The sequence below is a fragment of the Senegalia massiliensis genome (assembly GCF_009911265.1).
Classification (GTDB): domain Bacteria; phylum Bacillota; class Clostridia; order Tissierellales; family SIT17; genus Anaeromonas; species Anaeromonas massiliensis_A.
In genome coordinates, this window is sequence record NZ_QXXA01000007.1 from 166,672 (window position 1) to 182,124 (window position 15,453).

The 15,453-nt window shown below is 25.7% G+C and carries 15 protein-coding genes; all 15 read right to left on the reverse strand.

Going from position 1 to position 15,453, the window contains the following annotated elements; all coding sequences use genetic code 11:
• Positions 1 to 4: 4 nt before the first annotated feature.
• The 15 genes from ftsW to phoU all read right to left on the reverse strand — a co-directional run bounded on the left by ftsW (position 5) and on the right by phoU (position 15,452).
• The gene (gene ftsW, locus D3Z33_RS07930) at positions 5 to 1,105 is read right to left on the reverse strand and encodes a putative lipid II flippase FtsW (protein WP_201750464.1); all 1,101 of its coding nucleotides are present in this window, start codon (positions 1,103 to 1,105) and stop codon (positions 5 to 7) included.
• The gene (gene murD / locus D3Z33_RS07935) at positions 1,089 to 2,465 is read right to left on the reverse strand and encodes a UDP-N-acetylmuramoyl-L-alanine--D-glutamate ligase (RefSeq protein ID WP_160197230.1); all 1,377 of its coding nucleotides are present in this window, start codon (positions 2,463 to 2,465) and stop codon (positions 1,089 to 1,091) included. The genes ftsW and murD overlap by 17 nt, the downstream gene beginning before the upstream one ends.
• A 13-nt stretch (positions 2,466 to 2,478) precedes the next feature.
• Complete coding sequence (gene mraY, locus D3Z33_RS07940; RefSeq protein ID WP_201750465.1) at positions 2,479 to 3,453, reverse strand: phospho-N-acetylmuramoyl-pentapeptide-transferase; 975 nt, start codon at positions 3,451 to 3,453, stop codon at positions 2,479 to 2,481.
• A 28-nt stretch (positions 3,454 to 3,481) separates the two neighbouring features.
• A complete protein-coding gene (locus D3Z33_RS07945; RefSeq protein ID WP_160197231.1) occupies positions 3,482 to 4,951 on the reverse strand; it encodes a UDP-N-acetylmuramoyl-L-alanyl-D-glutamate--2,6-diaminopimelate ligase in 1,470 nt (489 codons plus the stop codon).
• 137 nt (positions 4,952 to 5,088) lie between these two features.
• Positions 5,089 to 7,098 carry a stage V sporulation protein D gene (locus D3Z33_RS07950; RefSeq protein WP_201750466.1) on the reverse strand — a complete coding sequence of 670 codons (2,010 nt, stop codon included), beginning with the start codon at positions 7,096 to 7,098 and terminating at the stop codon, positions 5,089 to 5,091.
• Between the two features lie 76 nt (positions 7,099 to 7,174).
• The gene (locus D3Z33_RS07955; RefSeq protein ID WP_160197232.1) at positions 7,175 to 7,546 is read right to left on the reverse strand and encodes a cell division protein FtsL; all 372 of its coding nucleotides are present in this window, start codon (positions 7,544 to 7,546) and stop codon (positions 7,175 to 7,177) included.
• A gap of 30 nt (positions 7,547 to 7,576) precedes the next feature.
• Complete coding sequence (rsmH, locus tag D3Z33_RS07960) at positions 7,577 to 8,509, reverse strand: 16S rRNA (cytosine(1402)-N(4))-methyltransferase RsmH (protein WP_160197233.1); 933 nt, start codon at positions 8,507 to 8,509, stop codon at positions 7,577 to 7,579.
• Positions 8,510 to 8,533: 24 nt separating this feature from the next.
• On the reverse strand, positions 8,534 to 8,965 hold the full coding sequence (mraZ, locus tag D3Z33_RS07965) for a division/cell wall cluster transcriptional repressor MraZ (protein WP_160197234.1): 432 nt from the start codon (positions 8,963 to 8,965) through the stop codon (positions 8,534 to 8,536).
• Between the two features lie 160 nt (positions 8,966 to 9,125).
• Positions 9,126 to 9,281 (reverse strand): Spo0E family sporulation regulatory protein-aspartic acid phosphatase, encoded by a 156-nt coding sequence (locus D3Z33_RS07970; protein ID WP_160197235.1) that lies wholly within the window; start codon positions 9,279 to 9,281, stop codon positions 9,126 to 9,128.
• Between the two features lie 181 nt (positions 9,282 to 9,462).
• Positions 9,463 to 10,194 (reverse strand): prolipoprotein diacylglyceryl transferase, encoded by a 732-nt coding sequence (gene lgt / locus D3Z33_RS07975; RefSeq protein ID WP_160197236.1) that lies wholly within the window; start codon positions 10,192 to 10,194, stop codon positions 9,463 to 9,465.
• A gap of 97 nt (positions 10,195 to 10,291) precedes the next feature.
• A complete protein-coding gene (gene yfmH / locus D3Z33_RS07980; protein ID WP_160197237.1) occupies positions 10,292 to 11,584 on the reverse strand; it encodes an EF-P 5-aminopentanol modification-associated protein YfmH in 1,293 nt (430 codons plus the stop codon).
• 20 nt (positions 11,585 to 11,604) lie between these two features.
• Positions 11,605 to 12,867 carry an EF-P 5-aminopentanol modification-associated protein YfmF gene (gene yfmF / locus D3Z33_RS07985; protein WP_160197238.1) on the reverse strand — a complete coding sequence of 421 codons (1,263 nt, stop codon included), beginning with the start codon at positions 12,865 to 12,867 and terminating at the stop codon, positions 11,605 to 11,607.
• Positions 12,868 to 12,878: 11 nt separating this feature from the next.
• Positions 12,879 to 14,060, reverse strand: a complete 1,182-nt coding sequence (locus tag D3Z33_RS07990; protein ID WP_160197239.1) for a hypothetical protein — start codon at positions 14,058 to 14,060, stop codon at positions 12,879 to 12,881.
• Positions 14,061 to 14,155: 95 nt separating this feature from the next.
• Complete coding sequence (locus tag D3Z33_RS07995; RefSeq protein WP_160197240.1) at positions 14,156 to 14,710, reverse strand: YhcN/YlaJ family sporulation lipoprotein; 555 nt, start codon at positions 14,708 to 14,710, stop codon at positions 14,156 to 14,158.
• 94 nt (positions 14,711 to 14,804) lie between these two features.
• Entirely contained in the window at positions 14,805 to 15,452 is a 648-nt protein-coding gene (phoU, locus tag D3Z33_RS08000; RefSeq protein ID WP_160197241.1) for a phosphate signaling complex protein PhoU, read from the reverse strand.
• Position 15,453: the final 1 nt, after the last annotated feature.

A 15,453-nucleotide genomic window follows, 5' to 3' on the forward strand; every position in this document is an offset into this window, starting at 1 on the left:
AATTTCAACTCCTATCTAATGAGACATGTCTAGATATATTTAAAAGTATTCCAATACATGCCATAAACATCATAAGTGAAGTCCCTCCCGCACTTACAAATGGTAGTGGTATCCCTGTTGGAGGCAGAGAACTTGTGACTACACCTATATGAATTAAAGTTTGAATTGCAATAAGCGCAGTAATTCCTGATGCTAAATAACACCCAAATAAGTCTTTAGCGGATAAAGCAATTTTAATTCCTCTCCAAATGATTATCAAAAATAAAATAATAACTATTACACTACCAATAAATCCAAGTTCTTCACCTATAATAGAAAATATAAAATCATTATATGGTTCAGATAGATAAAAGAATTTTTGCTTGCTTTTCCCGAGACCAGCACCAAATAATCCTCCTGAGCCTAATGCATATAAGGATTGAATAACTTGCCATCCTGCATCAGTTGGATCATCAAAAGGATGCAAAAATACAGTCATTCTTCTAAGTCTATATGCTTCACCCTTTATCGCAAAGAAAAGTCCTACTACTCCAATAGCACCTATTCCTGACAAATGACTCATCTTTGCTCCAGAAACAAATAACATTGCTACTAACGTAGTAGCAAGAGTTGCACTAGTACTCAAGTCTGGTTGTATTATTATAAGTGCAGCTGAAAACCCTATAATTAATAATGCAGGTACGAGTCCTTTCCAAAATTTTCTTATATCATCTTTTTTCTTTGCTAAAAAAGTAGCCATTAATATTATGGAGGCAAATTTTATAGCATCTGATGGCATAATGGTATTTCCAAATATAACTACCCATCTAGTTGCTCCTCCTATTTCTTTACCTAATGGGGTAAATAAAAGTGCATCTAAAACTATAGCACCTAAAAATATAATTTTAGATAATTTAGCTAATCGAGTATATTTAAAATTCATAAAAAAAATCATTACAAATAACCCTAAAATAGCAAAGATTAATTGCTTCACAAGAAAATGATAAGGATTGTTTAATTTATAATAAGCATCAGGATAACTAGAGCTAAATACCATTATTATTCCTATAAAAACTAAAACAATTGTAGTAATCATTAATGTAAAATCACTAGCCTTTTTGGCCATTATGGTTCCTCCTTATACTTTTAACCATATTTTTGAATTCATCTCCTCTTTCTTCATAATTATTATACATATCCCAACTAGCACAAGCAGGAGATAATAAAATAGTACTATTTGAGCTTGCTAAATTGTATGCTTTATAAACTGCTTCTTTCATATTATTAACCATATAAATGTTTTCTATATCATATTTTTCAGCAACTTTCTTTATTTCATTTGCAGTTTGTCCTAACAATATTAAATTATCAATTTTTCCTTTTGAAACTTTTATAAGTTCATCATATGAGGAGTCCTTATTATATCCACCTGCAATCAATATTATATCTTTTTTTATAGCATTGATTGCCTGTATAGAAGCATCAACATTTGTAGCTTTTGAATCATTATAATATCTCACTCCATTAATTTCATCAACAAATTCCAATCTATGTGATACGCCTTGAAAATCTGAAATAGATTTTTTTATATTATTTATATCTATATTAGCTGCAAGACATATACCTATAGAAGTCATTATATTTTCAATATTGTGTTTACCAGGAACTTTTATGTCATCTAATTTAATTATATTGATACTTTTAATACCGTCACTATAAACTATATGTCCACAATTTATAAAAATTCCTCTATTTAGTTTTTGTTTTTGACTAAAATATATGACTTTAGCTTTTGTACTATCTGCTAATTTCTTAACTTCTAAATCATCATAATTTAATATTGTAAAATCTTTTTCATCTTGGTTTCTAAGAACTTTTATTTTTGAATTTTTATAATTCATATAATTTCCATGCCAATCTAAATGATCTGGATTAAAATTTATTATGGCACTAATATTTGGTTTAAATGAATAAGTGTTCTCTAATTGAAAGCTACTAGCTTCTATAATAAAATAATCTTCTTCTTTTGAATTAACCAATTCCCACAATATGCCCACTCCTATATTACCTGTTATATGGGCAGTAATATTTGCTTCTTTAAAAATTTTTCCTACTAAAGTTGTTGTTGTTGTTTTGCCATTAGTTCCAGTTATAGCAATAAATTTATTCTTAAATAATCTATATCCTACTTCAATATCTGTAACTACCTCAATATTCTTTTGAATTGCATCTTGAATTATAGGTACTGAATTCTTTATTCCTGGACTTTTTATTATTAAATCAATATCCTTTAAATTTAGATTATTATGGCCTAATTTATAATCAATATCAATATTTTTTAAATTATCAATATATTGTTCAAGTTCATTTTTATTTTTAGAATCATTAATAATTATATTAGCTTTTAATTTATCTAATGCTTTTGCAGTAGACACGCCACTTATACCTAAACCTAATATTAATACATTTTTATTTTCAATATTCATTTAAATCCTCCATCTATATATAATATTTAAGTGATAATAGACTAAATAATGATAATAAAACTGTTACACCCCAGAATACAGTAACTACCTTAGTTTCTTTCCAACCAGATAACTCAAAATGATGATGAAGAGGACTCATTTTAAACAACCTTTTTCCTGTAAGCTTAAAACTTAAAACTTGTAAAATAACTGATAGTGTCTCTGCAAAATATACTCCACCAACAATAGGTAATATTAAAGGTAATTTTAAAATAATTGATATAGCTGCTATTGCACCTCCAAGTGCAAGAGATCCTGTGTCTCCCATAAAAACTCTAGCAGGATATGAGTTGTATTTTAAAAAACCAAGACATCCTCCAGCAAGTGCTGCTGAAAATACTGTAACAGCTCCATATCCCATTTTTAAAGCAACTAAACTAAAAAATGACAATACTATTAATGTAATCCCTGTAGCAAGCCCATCTAATCCATCTGTTAAATTCACACTATTTACAGTCCCAACAACTACAAATATTATGAAAGGTAAATAAAGAACACCTAAATCCAAATAAAAATTATTTAAAAATGGTACAATTATCTCTGTTCCTTGAGACGCAGTTTTAGTTTGATATATCACTAAAATGACAGCTATTAAAATTTGTGCTAATAGCTTTTGATATGCTCTTAACCCCAAATTTCTCTTCAATACAACTTTAATGAAATCATCTATAAATCCTATTGCTCCAAATCCCAATGTAGAAAATATTAATAGAGATATATCTTTATTAATAATACCTGAAGTTAATGATGTTACTATTGCTGCTACTAAAAATATTATTCCTCCCATTGTTGGAGTACCACTTTTTTTAATATGACTTTTTGGACCTTCTTCTCTAATACTTTGACCAACATTTAATTTTCTAAGCAATGGTATACTAAGTGGTCCTAGTAACAATGCTATAATAAATGAAATTCCTATAATTCTAATTATATCTATATAATCTAACATTACGTTCTCCTCTCATGTATATAATATATTATTTTTGCCTATAGCTATCTAGAATATCTTTAACTATTTTATATTCATCAAATTCAATTTTTTTCTGATTTATTATTTGATATGTTTCATGACCTTTACCTAAAATCATGACAATATCATATGGTCTTGCTATTTCTATAGCCTTTTTTATAGCCTTTTTTCTATCGGGTATTTTAAAATATTCATAAGAACTTTCTTCTATACCTTGTATTATTTGCTCTATAATTACTTGTGTGTCTTCACTCCTAGAATTATCACTTGTAAGTATACATATATCCGAATATTTAGCTGCTATTTCTCCCATTTTAGGTCTTTTTGATTTGTCTCTATCTCCTCCACATCCAAATACAGTTATAATTCTAGCCTTTGCAAATTCATTAACAGTTTTTAATACATTTTTAAATCCATCAGGTGAATGAGCAAAATCTATTATAACATCAAAATCTTCATCTGATTTAATAACCTGAAATCTCCCTTTAACATTTTCAAGTTTTTCTAATCCCTGTTTTATAGTCTTTAAATCAATTCCCAATGCAATAGAACAACTTATAGCTGCTAATGCATTATATATATTAAATATCCCAGGAGTATTTAATTTAATATTTATATTTCCTAAACTTGTAACTAAATCAAAACTTATGTTTTTGGTCATTTGAATTATATTCTTAGCTTGTATATCTCCAGAATTTATTCCATATGTTATAATTCTGGTTTTTAAATCTTTTAATTTAGAAATCATCTTCTTTCCAAATTCATCATCAGAATTTATAATATTGATTTTATCAGTCATATAAAATAATTTTATTTTTGAATTCATATATTCATCTAATGATTTATGAAAATCTAAATGCTCCTCACTTAAATTTGTAAATATACCAATATCAAATTGAATCTTATGAACTCTATTAAGTGATAATGAATGAGAAGACACTTCCATTATACAATGATTAATATCTTTTTCTAACATATTATGTAAAAACAGTTGTAAATTATTAGCTTCAGGAGTTGTTTTATCTATATTATAATTTTGTTCATTTATTTTTACCCCTAATGTTCCTATAACTCCAGTTTTCCACTGATTATTTTTAAATATAGACTCTAAAAAATAACTAGTTGAAGTTTTACCATTTGTCCCTGTTATACCTACAATATTTAATCTTGTAGAAGGATAATTATAAAAAGCATTAGATAAAACAGCCAAAGCTATTCTAGAATTTTTAACTGTTATTATAGTAATATCATCTCTCTTATTATAAAAATTATTATTTTCTACGACAATAACTTTGGATCCTCTACTTAAAGCATCAAATATAAAATCATGTCCATCCAATTTAAAGCCTTTAATTGCTATAAACAAAAAATTTTCTTTTATATTTTTTGAATTATGCTCAATTCCTGATATTTGTTTTTCCAAATCACCTGATATATTAATATAGTCTAGATCCTCAATTAATTTTTGTAGCTTCAATGTTATACACCCCTATAATAATAACATAATTTTATATACTATTCTATTAAAATATTAACTTATTAACTTTTCTAAAATTTCAAAAAGACAACCTCTACAATGAATAATTGAAGTTGTCTAAGCTTTTCTATCTAGTGTTATTTAGGGTTTTTTAAATATAATTCTATAATTTCTTCCTTCTTAACTTCAGTACCTGATTTAGGTATTTGATCTATCACTTTATCTTCTTTTTTTGGAGTAACAATATCTGTAACATGCTTTAATTCCAATTCTCTTAATCTTTTTGATGCTTCAGTTATTGTAAGTCCTTTTAGATTAGGTACTGTAACTAATACATCCCCATATTCTTCCTTTTCTTCTTTTGATAACTTAGGCTCATAATCAAGATAATCAAGAGTTTCTTTAAGAATATTTCCAGCCACAGGTGCAGCTATTTGTCCACCATAATAAACGCCTGCACTTGGTTCATCAATAACTACTAAGGCTACAGCTTTTGGATTATCAACAGGCGCTATTCCGGCAAATGAAGCAATGTATTTCCCATTTGCATACTTACCATCAATAACTTTTTGAGCAGTGCCAGTTTTTCCCCCTATCTTATATCCAGGTTTATAAGCTTTACTTCCACTTCCTTTAGATACTACTGATTCTAATATCTCTAAAAGTTCTTTTGAAGTTTGATTTGATATAACTCTTCTAACTATATTTTCTTTTTTTTCTTTAATTAGGTTTCCTTCATTATCAGTAATACTTTTAACTATATTTGGTTCCATTAAATTACCACCATTTGCTACAGCAGAAATTGCAGAAATCATTTGTATAGGAGTTACTGATATTCCTTGACCAAATGAAATTGTTGCTAAATTTACCTTTTTCATTGATTTAAGTGGCCTTACTATTCCTGATGTTTCCCCAGTTAATTCAATCCCTGTCTTCTCTCCAAATCCAAATTTCTCAATATATTCATGCATTTTTGCTTCTCCTAATTTAAGTCCAACACTAACAAAAACCTCATTGCATGAATTCTGGACCCCTTCAGTAAAATTTTGACTTCCATGTGGATTATAATATCGCCAACATTTTATCTTTGCACCTTTAATTTGTGTAACATATCCATCACAATGAAACTTACTGTTTTGTGTTACTACTTTTTCTTCTAATCCTGCAGCTGCAGTAATTATTTTAAATGTAGAACCAGGTTCATAATTATCATTAATAGAAAAATTTCTCCAACTTTCATACAGTAATTGAGATTTTTGGTCCCATGGTAAATCTGTATATTTTTTTCTTTCTTTTTCATCTAAAGGCTTCCATTGCTCATCTGGATTAAATAATAATGTATTTCTATTATTAGGGTTATAATCAGGCTTTGTTGCCATAGCTAGAAGATCACCATTATTAGGATTCATCACTATTACTGAAACATTTTTAGCTTTATTTTTCACTAGAGCTTCCAATGCAGCCTTTTCAGCTAAATGTTGTATAGTTTCATCAATTGTAAGTAAAATGTTATTTCCAGGTTGTGGTTCAAAAAAACCTTCGTTTTCATAAGGCAACTGTTTTTGTTTTCCATCAACCATTTTTATCCATTTCCCATTTGTTCCTGTAAGTTCTTCATCATATATTTTTTCTATTCCATACAGTCCATAGTTATCTATATCTGTAAACCCTAGTATATGAGATGCAAAATTATCCATTGGATAATATCTTTTGTTATCATCAACAACCTCTATACCCTTTATTTTCAAGCTTCTCAACTTATCTGCATCCTTTTTACTTATCCATTTTTTTATAATTGTTAAGCTTTGCTTTTTAGTTATTAATTTGTATATATTATTTGAATCCATATCTAATATATTAGCAATTTTTATTGCTACTTTATCAGGTTCAAATATATCTGCAGGCCTTGCCCATATTGTATAGCTACTTACATTTGTAGCCAATATATTTTTATTTCTATCATAAATCATACCTCTTTTAGAAGGCACAGGAATATTCCTTGACCATTGTTCTAATGCTTTTTCTCTTAACTCTATTCCTTTTATTACTTGTATATGAAATAATCTAATAATTAATAATAATATAATTACTATACAAAATATTAGTGTAAAAAATAATCTTTTTTTAACTATAATAGTTGATGACAATTATGAAGACCTCCTAAACACTTTACTTTAGAATTATATTCTTATGTTAAATACAGAGTTCTTCATTCGTTAACCACTAATTTTTTTTACTTAAATCCACATATACTTTTTGAGATTCTTTTGGATAACTCATTCCTAATGAATTTAAAGCTACTATTTCAATCCATCTAGAATCTTTAACTTTTCCAAGCTCAATAGAAATATTTTGCTTCTCCTTAATTAAGGTTTCTACTTCAGATTCTGTAGACGATAAGTCATATTGTAGTTTAGATATATGTGCAAATCTCAATAATACTAGTATAGATATAGTTAATATTACTGTAGCATATAAAAATAATTTTAATTTTATTTTTGTATTATTTTTTTTAGGCTTTTTATTTCTTTTAGGTTTTTGGAGTTTTTTTTCTTCTAAATCATAAACTTGAAATTCTTTTTTAGCTACTACCAATTTTATTCACCTCTTTCTATTTTTAGAACACTATATCTTTTCAGCTATACGAAGCTTTGCACTTCTAGCTCTTTTATTATTTTCTAATTCATCTATTGATGCTACTATAGGTTTTTTATTTATAAGTTTTATTTCTCTTTTTTTATCACATTTACATATAGGAAATTCCTTTGGACAAATACAATTTTTATATAAATATTTATACGTTTCTTTCACTATTCTATCTTCCAATGAATGAAATGTAATAATGCTAAGTCTTCCATTAGGGTTTAAACAACCTACTATATCAATAATAGCTTGTTTTAATATTCCTAGTTCATTATTAACTTCAATTCTAATTGCTTGAAAAGTTCTTCTAGCTGGATGTGGGCCATCTTTTCTTACTGCCTTAGGTATTGCATTTTTAATTATTTCAACTAATTCACCAGTAGTTTCAATATATTTCTCTCTTCTTTTATCTACTATAAATTCAGCAATTCTTTTAGACCATCTTTCTTCGCCATAATCTTTTAATATTCTATCTAATTCTTCTACACTATAAGTATTTATAATATCTTTTGCTGAAATACTATCATATTCATTCATCCTCATATCTAATGGAGCATCTTTATGATAAGAAAAGCCCCTATTTCCTGTGTCTAATTGATGTGAAGAAACACCCAAATCTAATAATACTCCATCAACCTTTTCAATATTTAACTCTCTCAATATTTGTTTTATATTTTTAAAATTATCATGTATTAATATAGCTTTATCTTTATATTCTTTTAATTTTTCTTTTGACTTATTTATTGCATTTATATCTTGATCTACTCCTATTAATTTTCCTGTATCTAATTTTTTTACTATTTCTAATGAATGGCCAGCTCCACCCATTGTTCCATCAATATATATTCCATCAGACTTAATATTTAATCCATTTAAAGATTCTTCTAACAAGACTGATATATGATTAAATTCCATTTTTCACACCTCAAATTCAATTATTTATATTCCAAGTTCAGACATTTTTTCGGCTATATTTTCATAACTTAAATCATCATCTTCATTATATTTCGTCCATTCATCACTGCTCCAAATTTCCACTCTATTTGAAACACCAATTATGGTAGCTTCTTTATCCAACTTTGCATGTTTTTTTAAGTTGCTTGGTATTAATATTCTTCCTTGTTTGTCTAATTCACACTCCGTAGCGCCAGAAAAGAAAAAGCGAACAAAAGCTCTTGCATCTTTTCGAGTAAGCGGTAAATTCTTTAATTTATTCTCTAATACCTTCCATTCATCTTCAGGATAAATAAACAAACAATTATCTAACCCTTTAGTTAAAATAAAGTTATTACCTAGATTACTTCTAAATTTTACAGGTATTATTAATCTGGATTTTTTATCAATAGAATGATTATATTCACCTATAAACATACCTTTGCCCCACTTTTCATATAATTATACCACTTAACACCACTTTTCACCACATTATATTACTTCTACATTGATTTTAAAATTCCTTTATTTTTTATAAATTTATTAAATATTTTTTTAAAATAAAAAAAGGCATTTTAATTTTCATTAAAATGCCTTTTTAGCTGCTTTTATTCTTTTTTATCTCTCTATAATATTCTAGAATTAAACTATCTATGTAAATGCTTAATTTATATATTTCATAATAATTTGCATTAATTGATATAAGATAATTTAGCTCGTCCCTAAAAATATTAATCTTTTCATTAATTTTCATTTTAACACCTTCCACTATTAACAGTGATTTCATTTTATAATTTAAAAACATAAAAATCAATTTCTGAAAAGACTAATCCACATAGATAAAATCTAAAACCAATTGCTATGTTACAAATCACTTCATAATTCTTTAAAATATTAATTGTTTGTATCATTTTTTTACAAATAGTGACAACCTTTTACACATCTCTCTTTCGTTTAATAAAAAATAATATTCCAGAGAATATAATTAAAGATACACTTATCAGTTGAGCAACCCTAAACTGTCCCCACATCAAGCTATCAGTTCTAAGTCCTTCTATAAAAAGTCTTCCTAAAGAATATAATGCTAAGTACAGTAAAAACACTTCTCCATTTGCTTGTTTTTTATTTTTTCTATACCATATTAAAAATATAAATACAATAATATTCCATATTGATTCATAAAGAAATGTTGGATGTACATTTACTCCATTTACTTCAATAGCCCATGGTAAATCTGTAGGGCCTCCATGTGCTTCTTTATTTACATAATTTCCCCATCTACCTATAGCTTGACCTAATATTATACTTGGTGCAGTTATATCTGCAAGTTGCCAAAAGTTAATATTTCTTATTTTACAATATATAATTGCTGTTAAAACACTAGCTATTATCCCCCCATGAATCGCAAGTCCTCCTAACCTGATATTTATCATTTCCATAAAATTCCCTTGATAATAATCCCATTTAAATATTACATAATATACTCTAGCCCCAATTATAGCCATAGGTATAGCAAATATAAGCATATTAATTAACTCTTCTTCATCAAATCCTATTTCCCTTGATCTTTTTATAGCTAATAGAGCTCCTATTATCATTCCTGATGCTATAAGAATACCATACCATCTAACAGCTATACCAAATATCTCAAATGCAACTGGATCCATTTCAACACCTCTTTTATATTTATATGTAATTCGTTAATAGCTACTTAACTAAGTAGCTATTAATAAATTATAATACATCATTTTAAAAGTCAACAAACTATTTAGGATTTATAACTGATAATATATAATTATCAACTGTAAAATGACTCTTAAATCTTTTTTCTATATCTTGAAAGTTTATGCTTTTTAGTATATTGATATAGTCAAATAATGATGAATTTTGAAATTCATATTTTGTAAAGCTATTTGCTATATACTCTAAAGAATCAAAACTCATTATATGATGTCCTATCATTTTATTCTTAATTCTATTAAAATCTTCTTTATTTAACCCTACTTCATTTAAATGATTTATATTCTCTATAACTTTATCTAATACTTTTTTAGGATTTGATGACTCTCCTCCTATTATAGAATGAGAATAAGTTTTACTTGCTACAAATTGAGCTCCAAAGCTATTATTAACTAATCCTTCTTCATACATATTCTTATAAAGTTCTGTTGATTCTCCAAAGATCATATCAAGAAGTATATTTGTTACAATTTCTTTTTCTAATAACTCATTTCCATCAAATCCCACATCTTTATCCTTAAAGCCTATATTAAATAACGGTATTGATACACTTAAACTTTCTTCAATATATCTATTTTTAATTTCTTTAGGTTCATTTGGATAAATTCTTTCAATTTTATTTTGTGTATTTAAATCTTTATTTTTAATATTTTTTTCTATTGTCTTTATTGCTTTTTCAAAATCAATATCACCAACTAAAAAAAGAATCATATTTGTAGGATGATAAAATGTATTATAACATTTATAAAGGGTTTCTTTATCTATTTTAGTAATGCTTTCAACAGTTCCAGCAATATCTTCTTTTACAGGATGATAATGATACATAGCTTTCAATGAATTAAAAAATACCTTCCATCCTGGATTGTCTTCATACATTTTTATTTCTTGCGCAATTATTCCTTTTTCTTTATTCACATTTTCATCAGTAAAATATGGGTTTTCTACAAATGATACTAATAATTCTAAATTTTTATAAAAGTTATCAGTACAAGAAAACAAATATGCAGTTTGATTAAAATTTGTAAATGCATTCACATAAGATCCTAATTTAGAAAATTCATCAAATATGTTACCTTCTTGTTCTTCAAATAGTTTATGTTCTAGAAAATGTGCTATTCCTTCTGGAACTTTAATAGCTTCATTTTCTCCGATAGGAACAAACTCATTGTCATTCGAACCATAATTTGTAGAGAATATAGCATATTTTTTAGAAAATCCTAACTTAGGTACAAAATATACTTTTAAACCATTTTTCAAGACATATAAAAATGATTCTTCTTTTAATATATCACTTTTAATTGTACTAATATTTTCCATGTTAACCTCTCCTCGACGACTTATTTATCTTTTAAGAAATAAACTGTATCTAATTTTATTTTATTAATAGCTGCTATTATATCTTCTTTATTAACTTCCCGTATAGATTCTATAAGCCCTTCAATATTTTTATCGTCATTTGATAAAACCTTACTTAAATAAAACTCAGATATTGAAAATATATCATCATTTATTGTTTTCATTGAAGTAATAATTGCTTTTTTAGATTGTTCTATACTTTTTTGATCAAATTCTCCTTGTTTCATTAATTCTATTTGTTCTTTTATTATTTTCAATGCATCTTCAAATTTATCAAATTCGATACCTGCTGATATAAGCATAATTGACTTATATTTATAGACCCTTGAATAAACATAATATGCCAAACTATGTTTTTCACGTACATTTAAGAATAACTTTGAATCTGGTCCTCCACCTAAAATATAGTTTCCTACTAAAAACGCACTATATAACTTGTCTTCATATGGAATATTTGTTCTATATCCTAAAGTTAACTTCCCTTGTGTTACATCCATCTTATCTATTATGATTTTTTCTTTTATTTCATTAAATATTACTTTTTCCCTTTCAAGATTTATTTCTTCTCTCTCATTATAGGAAAATTTATCTTTAATGCTTTTTCTTATTTGTTCTGACTCTAGATTGCTTACTATATTAATTTCTATTCGAGCTCTTTTTAATAAATCTAAATAATGTTTATATAGATTTACTTCATTAATCTTATCTAAATCTTCTATATAACCATATTTATATATGCTATATTTTTCATCTCTAAACATTTCTTCAACTGTTCTTTGAACTGCATATTGTTGTTTATCATTAATTTTTGAGCTAATTCTATCTTTTAAGTTTCTCTTTTCTTGATTTACATAGTCTTTTTTAAAAACATTATTTATCAATAAAGGTTCATAAATTATACTTTTAAGTATGTCTAATTTATTGTTAAATATTTTATTCGATTCAACAAAATTTTCACTAGGTCCTTCTATACTAAATCTTAAAACATGCTTTTCTCCTTTTTTTGTAACACTAATACTTAAATCAGAACCATATAACTCTTCTAACCTTTTTTCTATTTCCATAGAATTATTATAGTCTTTAGTACCTCTCTTTAATACTAGTGGAATCATTGTATTAAAAGTTACATCTTGTTTGTTTAATGGAAGTATAAAATATACACTTATTAATTCTGTTTTAAATTTATCAGAATTAATAACATTTAAATATACTCCTTCACTTACTTTTTCTCTTATCCTTTTCATTTGGTTGCCTCCTAATTTTTCCATTTTTGCATATCTATATATTCAATTTTCTTTATTATATCTTTAACCATATTATTGTCATTAACAAATCCATCTATAACTTTTACTTTTACACCTTCAGGTAATTCACTTGTTTTTATTGAATTATGGTAAATATCATATTTAATTAAATCACTTGATTCAACATTAACTGGTATAATAATCAACTCAGAAATTCCATATTCAAATAATTCCATATTTTTCGATATAAAATCAGGACTTAAATCATTATACCACGATAATTTTATTAATGAAGGGTCAATATTAAATTCTGTAATTAGTTTTTCTTTAATTTTATTTCTAAATAATATATTTTGTTTTATTGATTCACTTTTATCTTCATCTATTATATCTTTATCTATTCCAACTAAATTAATTCCTGATTTGTTTATATTTTTAAAATTCAATTTTATTTTTTGAATATAAGAATCTACTAAAGACTCACTTTTCCAAAGTGTATCTATATATTTATATTCTATTCCATAATTATAAAGCTTGAAATCCTCCATTCTTTTTTTGAGATTTAAGACATTATAATTATCATCTAAGAACATGGGTACAACTATTATTTTTTGATACCCTTCTTTTACTATGTTTAATATTTCTTTTTCTAAATATTTATCATCATATAAATATCCCATGTATACTTTATAAGTATCTTCTATTTCATTAGATAATTTATGATAAAATTCTTTAGTTTTATTTTTATATTGACTTTTTCCTATTTTATTATATAGTAATTTATTTTCATATAATTTAATTGGATAAAAAAGTATATCTTTTTTGTTATTAAGTAGTAAAAGTCGTGTAATTTGATTCGTTGTAGAATACATTGAATCTTCACCTGAATATACTAAAATAACTGCAACTTTATTATTCGCATTATTAATTGTTGGAATATTTTTTGGTATTTGTACTTTATTTATAAATAAAATAATGAATATCAAAATATAAATTATAATAATTATTATTAAACTTTTTATTATTGATAAATATTGTTTTTTCTTATATAAACTATATATTAAAGTTATAGAAAGTGTAAATATTATTATTGATAAATTTTCAATCCAGTTATTAAAACATAAATATATCAAAAAAGACATTGTAAGAGAAGTTAAAAGAAAATATTTATAATAATTTTTAGTTTTATCCATTTAATTCCCCCAAACTATTTATTATTTATATTTATGTAAACAAAGTAGTATATTATGAAAAAATCTCAGTAAAATTTACTGAGATTTTTTTATAATTATTTAGTTTTTGGAGTTATTCTGTCAATAATTTCTGCTATATCGTCTGAAAAATCTTCAATAGGATTACCGCCTCTTACATCATTTGAAATCGTATTAATTCTTTCAAATAAATCAGGCTCATTAGATACATATACTTCATTAATATTACTATCTTCTTCTTTTATCTTTGATTCTATTTCTTGTTTCATATCATCACTTATGTTATCTTCTCCATTTATATCTATACCTACCAATGCAACTTCATCCATAGTAACTACTGTGGCATCATTAATACCATCCATTTCCACTATACTATTTGCCAAAGCATCATTGTCAATATCCATGTTCTGATCTTGATCTGTCATACCTTCGTCATTATTATTTGGATCTGTTGCATCCTCATCATTCATGTTTTCATTCGTATCCCCATTATTCATATCATTATCTTCTGTTTCCATATCATCATTTTCTTCTGTTCCATTATTATCTTTATTTTGACATCCTATACTAATTGCTGAAACCATAAGTATAATTAAGAAAATTATGCTTATGCCTTTAAATCTTTTTACCATTTTTTCACCTCCTATAATTAGTATTGCATTATTTCTAATTTTTATTATAAAACTTTTTATGTTTAAAAAAATAACTTCACTTTAAAAGTGAAGTTTAATAATGTATTCTTTTTCCATCTACCATAAATATAATTTTTTCACAGATATTAGTAGTATGATCAGCTATTCTTTCTATATATCTACCTATAAACAATAAGTTTATTACTTGATTCATAATTCTTTTATCCTCAGTTAATTTATTTAATAATTCTACATATATTTCTTCATATATATTATCTACAGTATCATCCATCTTTGCTACTTGTTTTGCTAATTGAACATCTTTTTCAACAAAACTTTCTAAGCTCCTTCTTATCATCTCTTTAGAAATATCAGCCATTTTTGGAATATCTATTAAAGGTTTTATATATTCTTCTTTACTTATACGCTTAGTAACCTTAGCAATATTTACTCCATGATCTCCTATTCTCTCTATATCTGTTATAATTTTAAGTATAGCACTAATTTCTCTTAAATCTTTTGCCATTGGTTGTTGAAGTGCTATTAGCTCTAGACATTTTCTTTCAATAATGTATTCCATTTCATCAACTTTTTCATCTAGTTTTATTGCTCTATTAGCTAATTTTTCATCTTTTTTTAAAAGTGAATTTATCGATATATCTATTATTTCTTCTGCTAATATACCCATATCAAACAACATTTTTTTTAATTTTTTCATATCATTATCAAAATATTTTCTCATA